Source organism: Lascolabacillus massiliensis (assembly GCF_001282625.1).
In the GTDB taxonomy this organism is placed as follows: domain Bacteria; phylum Bacteroidota; class Bacteroidia; order Bacteroidales; family Dysgonomonadaceae; genus Proteiniphilum; species Proteiniphilum massiliensis.
This window is the reverse complement of sequence record NZ_CTEJ01000002.1, coordinates 474,886-489,889: the sequence shown is the minus strand read 5'-3', so window position 1 is coordinate 489,889 and position 15,004 is coordinate 474,886. Positions and strand designations below refer to the sequence as shown.

Genomic DNA, 15,004 nt, shown 5'->3' with positions numbered 1-15,004 from the left:
TTAAATACCGAATATTTAACCTGTCAGAGATATATCATTTTCTTCGTCATACCTCCATCTACCACTATGTTCTGCCCGTTTATGAAATCATTGTCGGACTCACACAGGAAGAGACAGGTGCGGGCAATATCTTCTGGTTTGCCTACTCTGCCTGAGGGGTGCTGATTGTGATCCAGATCGTTTAGAAGTTCATAGTTTCCGGTTTCAATCCAGCCGGGACTATGGAGTTGACTATTATCCTGTACTTGCTTAACGACATTGATAATGCGTGGGTGAGTGAGTATATACCTCCTTTTGATGCTGCATATGCTTCTGAATTTGGTTCGCTCATCAGAAAGCGGGTGGATGCAATATTGATGATGCGTCCATAGCTGTTTAATTCGGGGTTGGCGTCTCTGTGTTTTGCAAGTGTGCGGGAAGTAATGAATATGGGTCGCAGGTTAATATCCAGCACCTTATCAAACTCTTCGACTGTAATGTCGAGGATTGAGGAGAAGCGACTTACTCCGGCATTGTTTATTATTATATCTATATCTCCTTTATCTTTTATTAATTGGCTAACCGACTGCTCAAGGGCTGCTGCATCTGATATATCAACTTCGTGAAATGTGCATTTAAAGTCAGATAGCTCACTGCAAAGCTTTTCGGCTGCTGCCTTGTCTATGTCGCAGAATGTTACATCATCTCCATTTTTACAAAAAAGGGTAACGATAGCTTTTCCTAATCCGTTGGCTCCGCCAGTTACATATACTATTCTATCCATTCTGTTTTAATTAATTTAAACGCTGATGATACACAGGATCTATTATGATCCATCTTGATTACTGATAAAAACCGGGCAATAATAATTCGTTTTGCCTACAGAAATGTTTTCAAAGCCTCGGTGTAAAGATATGAAGTAGTTTTCATATGAATACCGCAACCTGTAGAAAATTTAACTGTTTGTGAAGCAGTTTTTTTTATATATTTTTGCAAACCATTCCAGGTTAGCTGGACCATAAGATATTAAGGAGTTTTTGCCAGATGAAAGTTTATAACGAAGCAGATGTAATAAAAGATTTAAAAAGAGGTTCGGGAGAGGCTTTCGAAATTATATACAACAGGTATGTGGGTAAACTTTATAACTTCATGTTAGGCATTACCAGGGGAGATGAGTATATGTCTGAAGAGATGGTGCAGACAGCTTTTATCAGGCTTTGGGAAACACGCGAAAGAATTGATACCGGAAAATCATTGATTTCCTATCTTGCAACAATCGCCAAAAACACTTTGTATAATAAGTATAAGAGACAGACTGTTGAGCTCATCTATCGTGAGATGGTTTTGAGAGAAGAGACAGAGATAGATCATACAACCGAACAGCAAGTGGAGGGAGAGTGGCTTAAGAGGTCGCTGGATGATCTTATTGATCAGATGCCCCCGGGAAGGAAAAATATTTATAAGTTGAGTCGCCAGCAGGAGATGTCAACCAAAGAGATAGCAGAGAAACTGGGAATTTCTGTCAGTACCGTGGAGACCCAATTATCACTCGCTACAAAGTATATGAAAAATGAGTTACTGAAACATAGAGATAAACTGATTTTTATAGCACTTCTGTTTACTCTGTTTTTTTAGTTAAATATATGTAAATAGCAGTTAGCCAATAGCGGCAAACAGCTTTTAGAATGTATTATAATTGAGACACCTTTGTTTAATAATGTAGTTAGCGATGAGTAATATTGAAAAGAGAGAGCTGTTGGAGAGATTCCTAAAGGGAGATGTTGCTCCTGATGAGGAGGTTACGGTTGCGAGACTTGTAGAAGAGGACTCTCACATTCAGCAGATTATAGAAGATGAATTGATTAGCTCTGTTGGTGAGATCGATCCATATAAAAAAGAACAACTGCTCAAAAGGATAAAATCGGTAATACCTGAGAGATCCTCCAACCAACGCAGTCTGGCAACCAGAGTGTTACGCTGGACAGCCATTCTATTGCTACCAATTGTCTCATCAATAATCACATACTATGTAGTTAGCTCAGGCATCAATTATCAAAACTCTCCGGTTACATTTGCTACAGGATATGGAGAGAAAGCGGAAATCACACTTCCAGATGGCAGTCAGGTATGGCTAAACTCCGGCACAACAGTTACATATAATTCATCATACAACAATAAGGACAGAGTACTGAATCTCTCAGGTGAAGCATATTTTGAGGTTGCTAAGGATACGAAAAGACCGTTTATAGTGAGGACAAACGATATTGTTGTGGAAGCACTGGGAACATCATTTAATGTCACCTCTTATGAAGAGGATCTCTCTTCCTCCTCAATACTTATAGAGGGTAGTATCAGGGTTAGTGCAGAAGGGCAGGAGCGAATTCTGAATGAGAATCATCGTGCAACTTATTACAGGGAGGGTAATGTTCTGGCAACTGATGCTGTTACGGCATCGGATTATATCTTGTGGAAAGATGGTTATCTCTATTTCGATAACAGCTCTTTTGAGGATATTGCCAAAAGATTATCAAGAATGTTTAACGTGAAGATTGTGTTCACATCAGATAAACTGCGTCCGATAAGATTCACCGGTACACTTGGTAACAGTAGTATAAAAAATGTTCTGGATATACTTTCGCTGACTTCGCCGATGTATTACAAAATGAATGGAACCACAGTTGAATTGTATTACAGCGAGGGATGAATTTAAACATACTTAATCTGACAGGGTATAATTTGTTTTAGGCATGAATTAAATCTGACATTTGATATTTTACTGCTGTATTATCACATTTTATTTTTAAAAAACAAAATTTTCTGATCATTGTAATGAAATGATCAGCATGCCTTTAATGGGCTTCTATATTGAGTTACGAGTAGACAATATTAAGCTTTGACCAAATTATCAGGAGAGAGTTTCCTGGTTAAATAATATTAATGAAAGTTAATCGATTAGTGCTTTTTATTCTCTTTATTGTAAACAATATAACGACCTTGAAACTATACTGAATAGTACCAAGTTTGAGAGAGAATGAAAAAAAATAGAATTTGTTAAATCCTAAAACAAAAATGAATGAAAAGTAAACTATTATTGCTGCCGCTACTTTTGTGGATGTTTGCAATCACTGCAAATCCACAGGTTACAGTAAATGTTACAAACAAATCAGTGAGAGAAACACTGAAAGAGATCGAGAAAAAAAGCGAGTATAAATTCTTCTTTAACGAGTCGCTCGCAGGACTGGAAAAGAGAACTAGTCTCAAAGTAAATGATGCTGATATCACACAGGTTATGAGTACTCTCTTAGCAGGTACAGATATCGATTATAGAATTGAAGAAAATAACCTTATCGTACTGGTATCAAAGAGTGCAACTGCCGCTCGCCAGTCGACCGCCCAACAATCAAACAGAACAGTTACCGGTACCATTACCGATGCGTCGGGCGAACCTATTATCGGTGCAACTGTTGTTCTCAAAGATGAGCCTTCAACGGGTACTGTTACCGATTTTGATGGTAATTTCACTCTTCAGATTACAGGAAACCCAATTCTTCAGGTTTCATACATCGGTTATGAAACAAAAGATATTGCAACACAGGGGTTGAACAGACTTAACATTATCTTATCAGAAGACACACAGCAGCTGGAAGAACTTGTTGTAGTGGGTTACATGGTACAGCGTAAAGAGAGTCTCACCGGTTCTATGCAATCACTATCAAGCGATAAGCTTAAAGATATCACAACCCCTTCGGTAGAAAATATGCTTAACTCAAAAGCTCCGGGTGTTTATGTTGCACCGGGATCGGGACAACCGGGATCTGCCGGTACAATTGTAATCAGGGGTAAATCCACAGTTAATGGTAGCACCGACCCCCTATGGGTAATTGATGGAGTAATTGTTGGAAGCTCTCCCGGTTCACTCAACCCTGCTGATATTGAGTCGATGACTATCCTTAAGGATGCTGCATCTACAGCTATTTACGGTTCGCAGGGTGCTAATGGTGTTATTGTAGTAACAACAAAAAATCCTTCAGCAGATAAGCTGAATGTTACTTTCTCTGCAAAAGCAGGTATCACAAATCTTTATAAAGGAAATCTGCAGGTGATGAATGGTCAGGAGTTATATGACTACTATTCATCATTCTCTAACAAAGAGGAGATTGTTTTCCCAAGATGGAATCCTGAACTGAGAAATGCTAATTTCGACTGGTGGAATCTTGCCTCTCAGACAGGTAAAATACAGGAATACAATCTTTCACTTTCGGGAGGTTCAGAGCAGCTTCGCTCACTGGTTTCAGTTGGTGTATATCAAGAGGAGGGTGCTGTTAAGGGTTATGAGTATACAAGGTATAACCTTCTTTATAAGACTGATTATCGTCCGGCCGACTGGATCACTATCAAGCCTTTTATTTCAGGTTCACGCAGGGATATCGACGACCGTCAGTATTCTGTTTCTGCAATGTACTCAGCTTTACCATGGGACAGCCCTTTTGATGAGGAGGGAAATATTGTAGGTCACTATTCTGACAGATGGGTTAACAGTAATAGTACCAATTATCTTTACGATCTGCAGTATAACTTCAGCAACTCTGCTACTTATGAGTTTATGGGTAATTTCGACTTCGATATTAAGTTTACCGATTGGCTTACTTTCTCTTCTGTAAATAATATCAAGTATAATAATCATAAATCAAGAACATATACAGATCCACGCTCTTCAGCCGGTGAAGGTGTTGATGGCCGTATCAATGAGTATCGTACAGATATGACACGCCTATATACTAACCAGTTGCTTCGTTTCAACAAGCTGGTCGGCAAACACTCTCTAAGTGCATTACTTGCTTATGAGTATAACGACTATTCAGGCGAAACATTAAGCTCTACAGGTATTGGATTTGTTCCTGGATTTCAGATTCTTGATGTAACAGCAAAGCCGGAGCTTGCAAGAGGAGGTGTATCAGAGTGGGCGGTGCAGTCGGTCTTCTCAAACTTCAACTACTCATACGACAACCGCTACCTGGCACAGCTTTCGCTTCGTCGCGACGGTGCATCTAACTTTGGTGACAATGCTAAATATGGTAACTTCTTCTCAATCAGTGCCGGTTGGAATATACATCAAGAGGAATTTTTCCGGAACGATGCAGTAGATCAGCTTAAACTGAGAGCTTCATACGGATCGGTGGGTAACAGGCCATCAAGCTTGTATCCGCAGTACGACCTCTATGCAGTTGCTGCTGGTAACAGCTACAATGGTGAGTCGGGTGCTCTTATCAGCCAGATTGGTAACAGAGATCTGACATGGGAGAAATCATATACTACTGGTGTTGGGATCGACCTGTCACTATATCAGAGATTGAGACTTACTCTCGACTATTATGATAAAAATACCAGCGACCTGCTTTATCAGGTTCCTGTTCCCGGTGTTACCGGTGTAACAAGAGTGTGGAGAAATATTGGTGCTGTAAGAAATAAAGGGTTCGAGGCTATCCTTGGTGTTGATGTAATCAAAACTGATGATTTGCTATGGACAATTGATGCTAATATTGGTCTCAACCGCAATAAAGTAACCGAACTTTATGGGCAGCGTGACCCGCAGACAGGTGAAGTTGCACCTATAATTTTAGGCGATGGAGTGGGTATTGCAGGATCAGCCAACAGAATTCTTCGCGAAGGTATCGATTCTGATACATGGTACATCCCCGAATGGGCAGGAGTGAATCCCGAAACAGGAGCTCCGCAGTGGTACCGCACAGTTAAAAATGAAAATGGTGAAGAGGTTCGTGAGATTACCGAGAAATATGCACAGGCAAATCAGGTTGAGATGGGTGCATATACTCCAAAGTTTTTTGGTGGCTTCTCTACAACGCTAACCTACAAGCAGTTTGATGCAAATATGGTATTCGGATATTCAGTGGGCGGAAAGATATACAACTACACACGTGCCGAGTATGACTCTGATGGTGCTTACAGCGATCGTAACCAGATGCGCCTGATGCCTTCCTGGAAACGTTGGGAAAAGCCGGGCGACATTGCTACACACCCTGTTGCAAGTTATAACAACCCGTCTCTATCTAATAAAGTATCTTCCCGCTATCTCGAAGATGGAACATACCTGAAGATGCGTACACTTTCTCTGGGTTATAATTTCAAGCTTCCTCAGTTGAGTGTTGAGAATGTGAGAGTATTCCTTACAGGAGAGAATCTGTTTACAATTACCGACTACTCAGGAGTTGATCCGGAGATACCTTCTTATGATGGTAAGGTGGTTGGTGTTACTACCACAGTATATCCTTCTACAAGGAAATTCCTATTAGGTTTTAATCTTACTTTTTAATTGATTGATCAGTAATGATTATTAGTGTAAATCAATCAGGAGAACAATAAAAATCAAATCGAATGAAAAAAATAACTATTTATAGCATTCTGGCGGCAGTTTTGCTTTTCACTGCTTGCGATATAGACAGATTACCATATGGATCGATGCCCGATGAGAGTATTAAAAATGATCCGGGTGCTTCGCTCAACACATTGCTTACAGGAACCTACTCACAGCTTAAGGGATGGTCTGATGTTATGCACCGCTGCGGTGAGTATGCAGGTGATAATATAATGATTCGCGGAACATCTACCGACGCATTTTACGAATTTATATCATACTCAAGAACACCAAATAACTATAGGTTGCAGACCTTCTGGGACAACAGCTACAAGGTGATTGCGCAGTCGTCCAACATCATTACAATGATTGAAGAGGGACAGAGTCCTGAGATTGACAGCCAAATCGGCGAAGCTTACTTCCTGCGCGGGATGATGTACTACTACCTGGTGAGAGCTTATGGCAGACCGTTTGCCCAGAACCCAGATCAGAATCTTGGAGTGCCCATCGTAAACGGTACACCTGACGACGTATTTGGTGAGATGGCCGATCGCTCAACTGTACGTGAAACTTATGAGCAGGCTATAGCCGATCTTGAGAAAGCAGCCAGTCTTATCACAGTAAACAGGGGTAGTGCCTATGCATCAGAGATGGCTGCAAAAGCGCTCTTGTCACGTATCTATCTTTATATGAGTGGTACATACGACAATCCTAATGTTCAGTATGCCGAGCTTGCAGAGAGATATGCCGATGAGGTGATCGCTTCAGGCGAGTATGAACTACTTCCACGTGAGGAGTTTATGAGATACAACACCTTCACACCTGAAAACAATGCAGAAACAATCTTTGCTATCAAGCGTGTTGCTTCTGAGTTCTCGGGATATGACCACTATTACGGTATCGGTGGTATGTATGCCAATATCGGTGGAATGGGCTGGGGCGAGATGTATGCCAGTGCAGAATATTTAGCACTGCTTGATGAGACTGGTCGCAACGACTGGGCAAACAACAAGCTGGTAGATGCTCGTGCTGCTTTTATCGAACCACAATATACAGATGATGGAACAGAGGTTTTCCGTTTCATTAAAGATGTGTACAATGGTAATGGAACACAGACAGGCTATGGCTATGTGCAGGCACCTATCTCGGAAGTTAATGGTAAACTGTTTTGTACTGAAGAGAGCACAACATTCGAAATGACACCTGTGGATGAAGAGCAGGGTATCTATTCAATTGAATATACTAATGGAAAGATCTATACAGGGGTAGTTGACAAGCTTATGAGACTTAACCGTGCATTCCCGATGTTCTACATCACTAAATGCTCACGCGAGGGAGAGGAGTCGCACCTTCACTCACCTGTAATCTCACGTCTTGGAGAGATCTACCTGAATAAAGCAGAAGCAGCAGCAAAACAGGGTGATTATGCAACTGCACTTACAGCTCTTAATACTGTACGTGAACGTTCACTTCCCGGAGAAGGATACACATCACTCAATGCAGAGAATGCAAGTGAGCTGATCGACAAGGAACGTCGTCTGGAACTTGCTTTCCAGGCAGAGCGCAGCTATGATGTGTTCCGTAACGGAGATCCTCTGACACGCAAATATCCGGGTCCCCACAACGCCATGGAAGTGGTTGAGGCAACCGATTACAGGGTGGTGTATTACATTCCTCAGGATGCAATAAATGCATACAAGGGAACAGGAAGTACGCTTACTCAAAATCCAACATCTAATTAATTTATTTAAGAATTTAACTCAAATCACACTAAATTTGGAGTATATTTGTGGTTTGAATAGATGAAAAGGTTATGAAGGTTGTTAATTACCTGTTTAGTCAGTTAATTTAAGGCCTGAAGTTTAATATAGACAATATATTTAATGTTTTTAATTAATAAATTAGATGAAGTTTTTAAAATTTAGTTTGTTGCTTTTTATTGCAACCATCGCATTTTCCTGCGTCGCTCCAAGTGAGAACGGGGTGCCGCAGATGATTAAGACAGAGGTGCCTGAAAGGCCGGCTGGACAAACCGACATGCTGCAGTTTGCTGCAGAACCCATTCCAACAGTAAGAGTAGGGTTTGTAGGTTTAGGAATGCGCGGTCCCGGTGCTGTACAACGTTTCACTCATATACCGGGAGTAGAGATTGTTGCACTATGCGACCTCAGACCAGAGAGAGTTGATGCTGCTCAGGAAATCCTTCGCAAAGCTGGTTTCCCCGAAGCGGCAGGTTACTCAGGTGATGTAAACTCATGGAAAGAGCTTGTAGAGCGTGATGACATCGATTTAGTGTATGTAGCAACCGATTGGAATTCTCATGCCGAAATTGGTGTATATGCCATGGAAAATGGCAAACACGTTGCTATTGAAGTTCCTGCAGCAATGACACTTGAGCAGATATGGGCACTTGTTGATACATCTGAGAGAACACGCAAGCACTGTATGCAGCTTGAGAACTGTGTGTATGATTTCTTTGAACTTACCACACTGAACATGGCTCAGCAGGGCGTATTTGGCGAGATTATCCATACAGAAGGATCATATATCCATGAGCTGTCAGCATTCTGGGATTCATACTGGAATAACTGGCGCCTTGATTATAACGAGAAAAACAGAGGTGATGTTTATCCAACTCACGGAATCGGACCGGCTGCTCAGCTTCTTAATATCCACCGTGGTGATAAAATGAACTACCTGGTATCAGTTGATACTAAACCAATCGTTGGTCCGGAAATAGTGAAAGAACTGTATGGACGTGAAGCTCCTGATTTCCGTAATGGTGATCATACTTTGACACTGATAAAGACTGAGAAGGGTAAGACAATCAACATTCAGCATAATGTGATGACTCCTCGTCCATATTCACGTATGTATCAGCTTACAGGAACAAAAGGATTTGCTAATAAATATCCTGTACAGGGCTACGCTATCCAGTCTGGTCAGGTAGAATCTGAAGGTATTCCTAATCATGAAGATCTTAACGCACACAGCTTCGTTTCTGAAGAGGTTAAGACTGCCTTGATGGAGAAGTACAAACACCCTATCCACAAAGAGCTTGAAGAGAAAGCTAAAACAGTAGGTGGTCACGGAGGTATGGACTTCATCATGGATTACCGTCTTGTTTACTGTCTGCAGAATGGTCTGCCTCTGGATATGGATGTTTATGACCTTGCAGAGTGGTGCAGTCTTATTCCTTTGACTGAGATCTCACTGGATAATGGCAGTGTGCCTGTTGAAATACCCGACTTCACACGTGGAGGCTGGGATAAAATTGATGGTCTTAAGTTTGCTTATTAATCTAAGTCAAACCGATCAGATATTCTTGTGAGATTATTGAATCAGATATTTGAAAGTTTATCAAATTAAATATTCTTGTGAGAGTATCGACCACAATTAATCAATATTCTAAATCGTAATACTCTTTGTAACTACTTTTCAGAATAACTCTATCAAAGAAAAGTGCCGGTGGTTTTAATCTCCGGCACTTTTTATTTTATCACTGATTATCTTAAATCACATTCACTTGAGTCCCATAAATCACCTGTTTAAATCACACTTCACGAGGCGATGTTATTCTTAACGAAGATCCCCTAATCACCAGATTCGACTTAAACAGATCTATCCTGTTCTTATCATATTTTTTATTTGAACTGATTTCCAATGCAAGCTCTCCAATCTTTCTGCCTATTTCAGGGAGTGGTCGCTCAATACTTGTGATTGCAGGAGATGAATATCTGCATTCAGGATCTTCGTCAAAGCTCACAATAGCCATCTCATTTGGGATATCAATTTTGTATACCTTTGATATTGAGATTGCCTGCAATGCAGCACTGAATCCCGGAAGGATTAATGCATCGGGGTGTGGATGAAGATTTATAAATCGCATAATAACCTCTGTGATATCCTCATTTGTGAGTTCACTGTAAATTATATAGTCGGGATTAAATGGTGTCTGATTTTCTGCGAGAACATCACTATATGCCTGAATTCTCTCTTTGTAAATTGGGCAGTTGAAGTGTTTTGCTGCAAATGCTATTCTTTTGTAATCAGACTTGACAAGATGGTTGGTCAGCAGATAAGAATCCATATAATTGTCGATAACAAACTTTGGGCAGGTGTAATCAAAGTCAACCCTGTTGAACATGATTACAGGTATACCCCTCTTCTCTGCCTGGGCAATATGATGGCTGTTGGTTGCATTCATACTTTGAGTGATAATGAGGCAGCTCACTTCTGAAGGCGACAGCTTTTCCACAATTGCCTTTTCTGTTTCAAATGAATTGAAAGAACAGAGTATGGAAACCAGGTATCTGTTATCTATTTTTTGCTGTATGCTCTTCAGTACCTTATGGTAAAAGTAGTTATTAACCTCTGGTACAACAATCGCAATCGTGTCACCCTTATTAACCCTGAAGTTCCTGCTGCTATAACCCATCTCCATTGCCTTCGCAAGAACCTTTTCCTTCACTTCATCACTAATTAAATCGCTTCCTGCAATTGCTCTCGAGATAGTGGAAGGAGAAAGATTCAGCTCCCTGGCTATATCATATATGGTTACCTTTGTTCTCTTCATATTCATATTGACTAAAGATACAAAATTAAAACGTTTCAGTCTAAAAACTGCAAAATTGTGTGAAAATATTTTTATAATAAATAAAAAAATATCCGTATATCATAATCGAATATACGGATATTAACCACATTAACTATCAACTATTCACTTTTCTATACTAATTATCAAGATTATAACCCTGCATTAGAATCTCCATCTGTTCCGCTCGGTTATCCTTGGCAGTTCCTTTTAATATTCTGGTTTCACCAGGTAATAACGATATATAATTATCATTCCAGAAAACAGGCAGTACAGGTTCACCCGACACCTTGTCAGAAAGAATAAACTCCATAAAGAATGCAATCTTATCCGTAGGGTTATGCACAATCGCCTCAAATTCAATCCCTTCTGAATCATTGGATATTGAGTATTCAAATTCAACTCGGATGTTAAATGGGAGACTTCGGAGCAGCTTAACTTTGGTTTGGATGCGCGTCTTTTCAATTCTCGCATGGGTGTGAATTTCGACTGGTATAGAAAGATTACTAAGGACTGGCTGGTGGTTGCTCCTGTGTTAGGTACGAGTGGAGCTGCAGCACCTTATATTAATGGTGGTGACGTTGAGAACAAAGGTTTTGAACACAAGATCGAAAAAAATAACTAAGCAATATCAAACCTTCAATCCCGCCTTTTTAAAAATATCCTTAGCATTCAGCAGTCTCTCCTCCGACAAAGCAGGCAGATCACCAGGTCTGTAATCCATACCCATCTGCTCATACTTATTCACACCCATCTTGTGGTAGGGCAGAAGCTCCACCTTCTCAATACATTTATAAGGTTTCAGGAAATCAGCAAGCCTGTTCAGAAGAATATCGTTGTCGGTCCACCCCGGCATAACCACATGCCTGATCCAGGCCCTGATATTTTTCTCCTCAAGATAGTTCAGGCACTTCAGCGTATTGTCAATCTTAACACCGGTAAGCTCCCTGTACTGCATCTGGTCAATCGACTTAATATCAAGCAACACAAGATCCACAATATCCAGCACCTCCTTCACCGTCTGATTGAAAATTGCTCCCGACGTATCAAGAGCAGTATGAATACCATTCTCTTTGCAAAGCATGAAAAACTCCTTCACAAAAGCCGCCTGCATAATCGGTTCACCACCAGTTACAGTCACACCCCCCTTAGCAATAAAGTTCTTATATTTCATCACTTCAGCAAGCAGCTCCTCCGGCGAAAGCTGATATTTGCCCTCTCCCTTCTTATCCCATGTGTCTGGGTTGTGGCAGTAAACGCAGCGCAAAGGACAGCCCTGCAGGAATATTACGAATCTTATTCCGGGACCATCTACTGTTCCAAAGCTTTCAAGAGAATGTATATTTGCTTTCATATTTCTGTGATTTTAAACTGATACTAACCAATAATGTTTATTTGGACTGCAATGTTTTTTTCGTCTGTAATATTTCTTTCGGCTGAAGTATTTCTTTCGGCTGCAGTAAGTTTATCTTTTGCGTCAAGTGATTGAACTGTTGTTACGAGGACCTCAGATAATTTTATCGGGACCCGCTCTGTGAAGTTCACGTAATTTTATATACTGTTTGAGCGAAGCGAGTTTATATAAAATAGTGAACAATCAGCAAGCGGATGATAAAATTATCGCAGTCCGAGGAATAATTGTTCAATCATAGAAAAAGATAAACGCTCCTGTCTTATTGTATTGGCAGTCTTTAAAAAAACATTGCTCCCCGAAAATCAGGGAGCAAGTTACCAAATAAATATAAATATTATAGAGACTGATTGATAGTCCTTGAAATAACATCAAGCTGCTGTTCACGAGTAAGCTTAATGAAATTCACAGCATAACCCGAAACGCGGATAGTAAGCTGCGGATACTTCTCAGGATGATCCATCGCATCAAGAAGCAGATCCTTGTCAAACACATTCACATTAAGGTGCTGACCACCATCAGCGGTGAAATAGCCATCAAGCAGGTTAACCATATTATTAACCCTCATATCAGTATCTTTTCCAAGAGAACCCGGCGATACAGCAAAAGTATATGAGATACCATCATGAGCATGCTGGAAAGGAAGTTTTGCTACAGATGCAAGAGCCGCAACAGCACCCTTAGAGTCTCTTCCGTTCATAGGATTAGCACCCGGAGCAAAAGGAGTGCCTGCAGGTCTGCCATCAGGAGTAGAACCAGTCTTCTTACCATAAACCACGTTAGAGGTGATGGTCAGGATCGACTGTGAAGTGATGGCATTTCTGTAAGTCTCATGTTGACGCAGATAACCCATAAACTTCTTCACAATATCCACCGCTATCTGGTCGGTCCTGTCATCATTGTTACCAAAAGGAACATAATCACCCTCACGTTCAAAGTCAACAGCAATACCACGCTCATCACGAATCACCTTCACCTTAGTATCACGTATTGCAGCAAGTGAGTCAGCCACAATTGAAAGTCCCGCAATACCGGTAGCCATGATCCTCTGAACATTACCATCATGCAGAGCCATCTCAAACGCTTCGTATGCATACTTATCATGCATGTAGTGAATAATCTTCAGTGCATTCACATACACCTTGGCCAGCCAACGCATAGTCTGCTCAAACTTCTCCATCACCTCGTCATAATCAAGATATTCCGAAGTGATAGCCTCAAACTTAGGAGCCACCTGAACACCCGACTTCTCATCCACGCCACCATTGATAGCATAGAGCAAGCACTTAGCCAGGTTGGCACGAGCACCAAACAGCTGCATCTGCTTACCAATTCTCATTGGCGATACACAGCAGGCAATACCGTAGTCGTCACCATAATCAGGACGCATCAGATCGTCATTCTCATACTGAATAGCAGAAGTCTCCACCGACACCTTAGCACAGAACTTCTTCCAGTTCTCAGGAGCGCTTTGCGACCACAATACAGTCAGGTTTGGCTCAGGAGCCGGTCCCAGGTTATACAGCGTATGCAGATAGCGGAAAGATGTACGGGTTACAAGCGTCTTACCCTCAATATTCTGTCCCCCCAGCGATTCAGTCACCCACACAGGGTCACCCGAGAACAGCTCATTATATTCCGGAGTACGAAGGAAACGCACAATACGCAGCTTGATAATCATCTGATCGATAAGCTCCTGCGCTTCACTTTCAGTAATCACTCCCTCTTTAAGATCCTTCTCAATATATATATCCAGGAAAGTAGAAGTACGTCCAATCGACATAGCAGCACCATCCTGATCCTTCACAGCAGCCAGGTAAGCAAGATACAAGAACTGAACAGCCTCATGAGCGTTCCTTGCAGGCTGCGAAACATCAAAACCATAGCTCTGGCACATCTTCTCAAACTTCTGCAGAGCCTTTATCTGGTCGGTAACCTCCTCACGACTTCTGATAACATTCTCATTAAACTCCTGAATATCCAGCTGTTTCTGGAAAGCCTTTCTCTCCTTAATCAGGATAGCAGTACCATAAAGAGGCACACGTCTATAGTCACCAATAATTCTTCCGCGACCGTAAGCGTCAGGCAGTCCGGTTATAATTCCCGATTTTCTTGCAGCCAGTATCTCATCATTATATGCAGAGAAAACACCCTCGTTGTGAGTCTTCCTATATCTTGTGTAAATATCCTTAGTAAGCGGATCCAGCTCATAACCATAAGCAGTAAGTGAGTTTTCCACCATTCTGATACCACCTTTAGGGAAAATACCCCTCTTCAGTGGAGCATCAGTCTGCAAACCCACAATCACCTCATTATCCTTATCAATATATCCCGGTCCGTATGTATCAATCTCCTGCGGAAGCTTAGTTTCGGCATCATAAACACCCTTAGCCTGCTCTTCCTTGAACATCTCTGTAAGCTTGTTCCACACCTTCTTCGTGCGTTCAGTAGAAGAAACAAGAAAACTATCATCACCCTCATAAGGTGTGTAGTTATTCATGATAAAATCCCTTACGTTAATCTCTTTTCTCCATAGGTCGCCTTTGAAACCTTTCCATGCCTCGTTATTACTATCCATGATAAACTTTAGTTTGATGTTATATATTTAAATATCAGGATATTAAATTAAACTCATTAGGTTGGGTAA

The 15,004-nt window shown here is 41.1% G+C and carries 9 protein-coding genes and 2 pseudogenes; 6 read left to right on the top strand and 5 right to left on the bottom strand.

The window, feature by feature from the left end; all coding sequences use genetic code 11:
- Positions 1-23: 23 nt before the first annotated feature.
- Positions 24-763, bottom strand: a pseudogene (locus BN1354_RS06830) (SDR family NAD(P)-dependent oxidoreductase).
- A gap of 260 nt (positions 764-1,023) precedes the next feature.
- On the opposite strand from BN1354_RS06830, the gene BN1354_RS06825 reads away from it, so the two are divergent.
- The 5 genes from BN1354_RS06825 (at position 1,024) to BN1354_RS06805 (ending at position 9,652) form a co-directional block, all read left to right on the top strand.
- Positions 1,024-1,614 (top strand): RNA polymerase sigma-70 factor, encoded by a 591-nt coding sequence (locus BN1354_RS06825; RefSeq protein WP_053826656.1) that lies wholly within the window; start codon positions 1,024-1,026, stop codon positions 1,612-1,614.
- A gap of 94 nt (positions 1,615-1,708) precedes the next feature.
- Positions 1,709-2,683, top strand: a complete 975-nt coding sequence (locus tag BN1354_RS06820; protein ID WP_053826655.1) for a FecR family protein — start codon at positions 1,709-1,711, stop codon at positions 2,681-2,683.
- A gap of 408 nt (positions 2,684-3,091) precedes the next feature.
- The gene (locus tag BN1354_RS06815; RefSeq protein ID WP_154904865.1) at positions 3,092-6,310 is read left to right on the top strand and encodes a TonB-dependent receptor; all 3,219 of its coding nucleotides are present in this window, start codon (positions 3,092-3,094) and stop codon (positions 6,308-6,310) included.
- Positions 6,311-6,372: 62 nt separating this feature from the next.
- Complete coding sequence (locus BN1354_RS06810; protein ID WP_053826653.1) at positions 6,373-8,094, top strand: RagB/SusD family nutrient uptake outer membrane protein; 1,722 nt, start codon at positions 6,373-6,375, stop codon at positions 8,092-8,094.
- Between the two features lie 163 nt (positions 8,095-8,257).
- Positions 8,258-9,652: a Gfo/Idh/MocA family protein gene (locus tag BN1354_RS06805; protein ID WP_053826652.1), complete on the top strand. Its 1,395-nt coding sequence runs from the start codon at positions 8,258-8,260 to the stop codon at positions 9,650-9,652.
- A gap of 253 nt (positions 9,653-9,905) precedes the next feature.
- On the opposite strand, the gene BN1354_RS06800 is transcribed toward BN1354_RS06805, so the two are convergent.
- Positions 9,906-10,928 carry a LacI family DNA-binding transcriptional regulator gene (locus BN1354_RS06800; RefSeq protein ID WP_197272027.1) on the bottom strand — a complete coding sequence of 341 codons (1,023 nt, stop codon included), beginning with the start codon at positions 10,926-10,928 and terminating at the stop codon, positions 9,906-9,908.
- Between the two features lie 157 nt (positions 10,929-11,085).
- A complete protein-coding gene (locus BN1354_RS12145) occupies positions 11,086-11,331 on the bottom strand; it encodes a hypothetical protein (RefSeq protein WP_262494910.1) in 246 nt (81 codons plus the stop codon).
- A gap of 15 nt (positions 11,332-11,346) precedes the next feature.
- On the opposite strand from BN1354_RS12145, the pseudogene BN1354_RS11855 reads away from it, so the two are divergent.
- Positions 11,347-11,568: pseudogene (locus BN1354_RS11855) on the top strand (TonB-dependent receptor domain-containing protein); the annotation flags it as partial.
- A gap of 9 nt (positions 11,569-11,577) precedes the next feature.
- Here BN1354_RS11855 and pflA read toward each other — a convergent pair.
- Together pflA and pflB are read right to left on the bottom strand one after the other, a co-directional pair.
- On the bottom strand, positions 11,578-12,300 hold the full coding sequence (gene pflA, locus BN1354_RS06790; RefSeq protein WP_053826649.1) for a pyruvate formate-lyase-activating protein: 723 nt from the start codon (positions 12,298-12,300) through the stop codon (positions 11,578-11,580).
- Positions 12,301-12,694: 394 nt separating this feature from the next.
- Positions 12,695-14,935, bottom strand: coding sequence for a formate C-acetyltransferase (gene pflB, locus BN1354_RS06785; RefSeq protein WP_045089126.1), 2,241 nt, complete (start codon positions 14,933-14,935; stop codon positions 12,695-12,697).
- Positions 14,936-15,004: the final 69 nt, after the last annotated feature.

Coding starts and splice junctions, on each gene's coding strand:
- BN1354_RS06825 (WP_053826656.1), top strand. CDS start 1,024: ATGAAAGTTTATAACGAAGCAGATGTAATAAAAGATTTAAAAAGAGGT.
- BN1354_RS06820 (WP_053826655.1), top strand. CDS start 1,709: ATGAGTAATATTGAAAAGAGAGAGCTGTTGGAGAGATTCCTAAAGGGA.
- BN1354_RS06815 (WP_154904865.1), top strand. CDS start 3,092: ATGTTTGCAATCACTGCAAATCCACAGGTTACAGTAAATGTTACAAAC.
- BN1354_RS06810 (WP_053826653.1), top strand. CDS start 6,373: ATGAAAAAAATAACTATTTATAGCATTCTGGCGGCAGTTTTGCTTTTC.
- BN1354_RS06805 (WP_053826652.1), top strand. CDS start 8,258: ATGAAGTTTTTAAAATTTAGTTTGTTGCTTTTTATTGCAACCATCGCA.
- BN1354_RS06800 (WP_197272027.1), bottom strand. CDS start 10,928: ATGAAGAGAACAAAGGTAACCATATATGATATAGCCAGGGAGCTGAAT.
- pflA (WP_053826649.1), bottom strand. CDS start 12,300: ATGAAAGCAAATATACATTCTCTTGAAAGCTTTGGAACAGTAGATGGT.
- pflB (WP_045089126.1), bottom strand. CDS start 14,935: ATGGATAGTAATAACGAGGCATGGAAAGGTTTCAAAGGCGACCTATGG.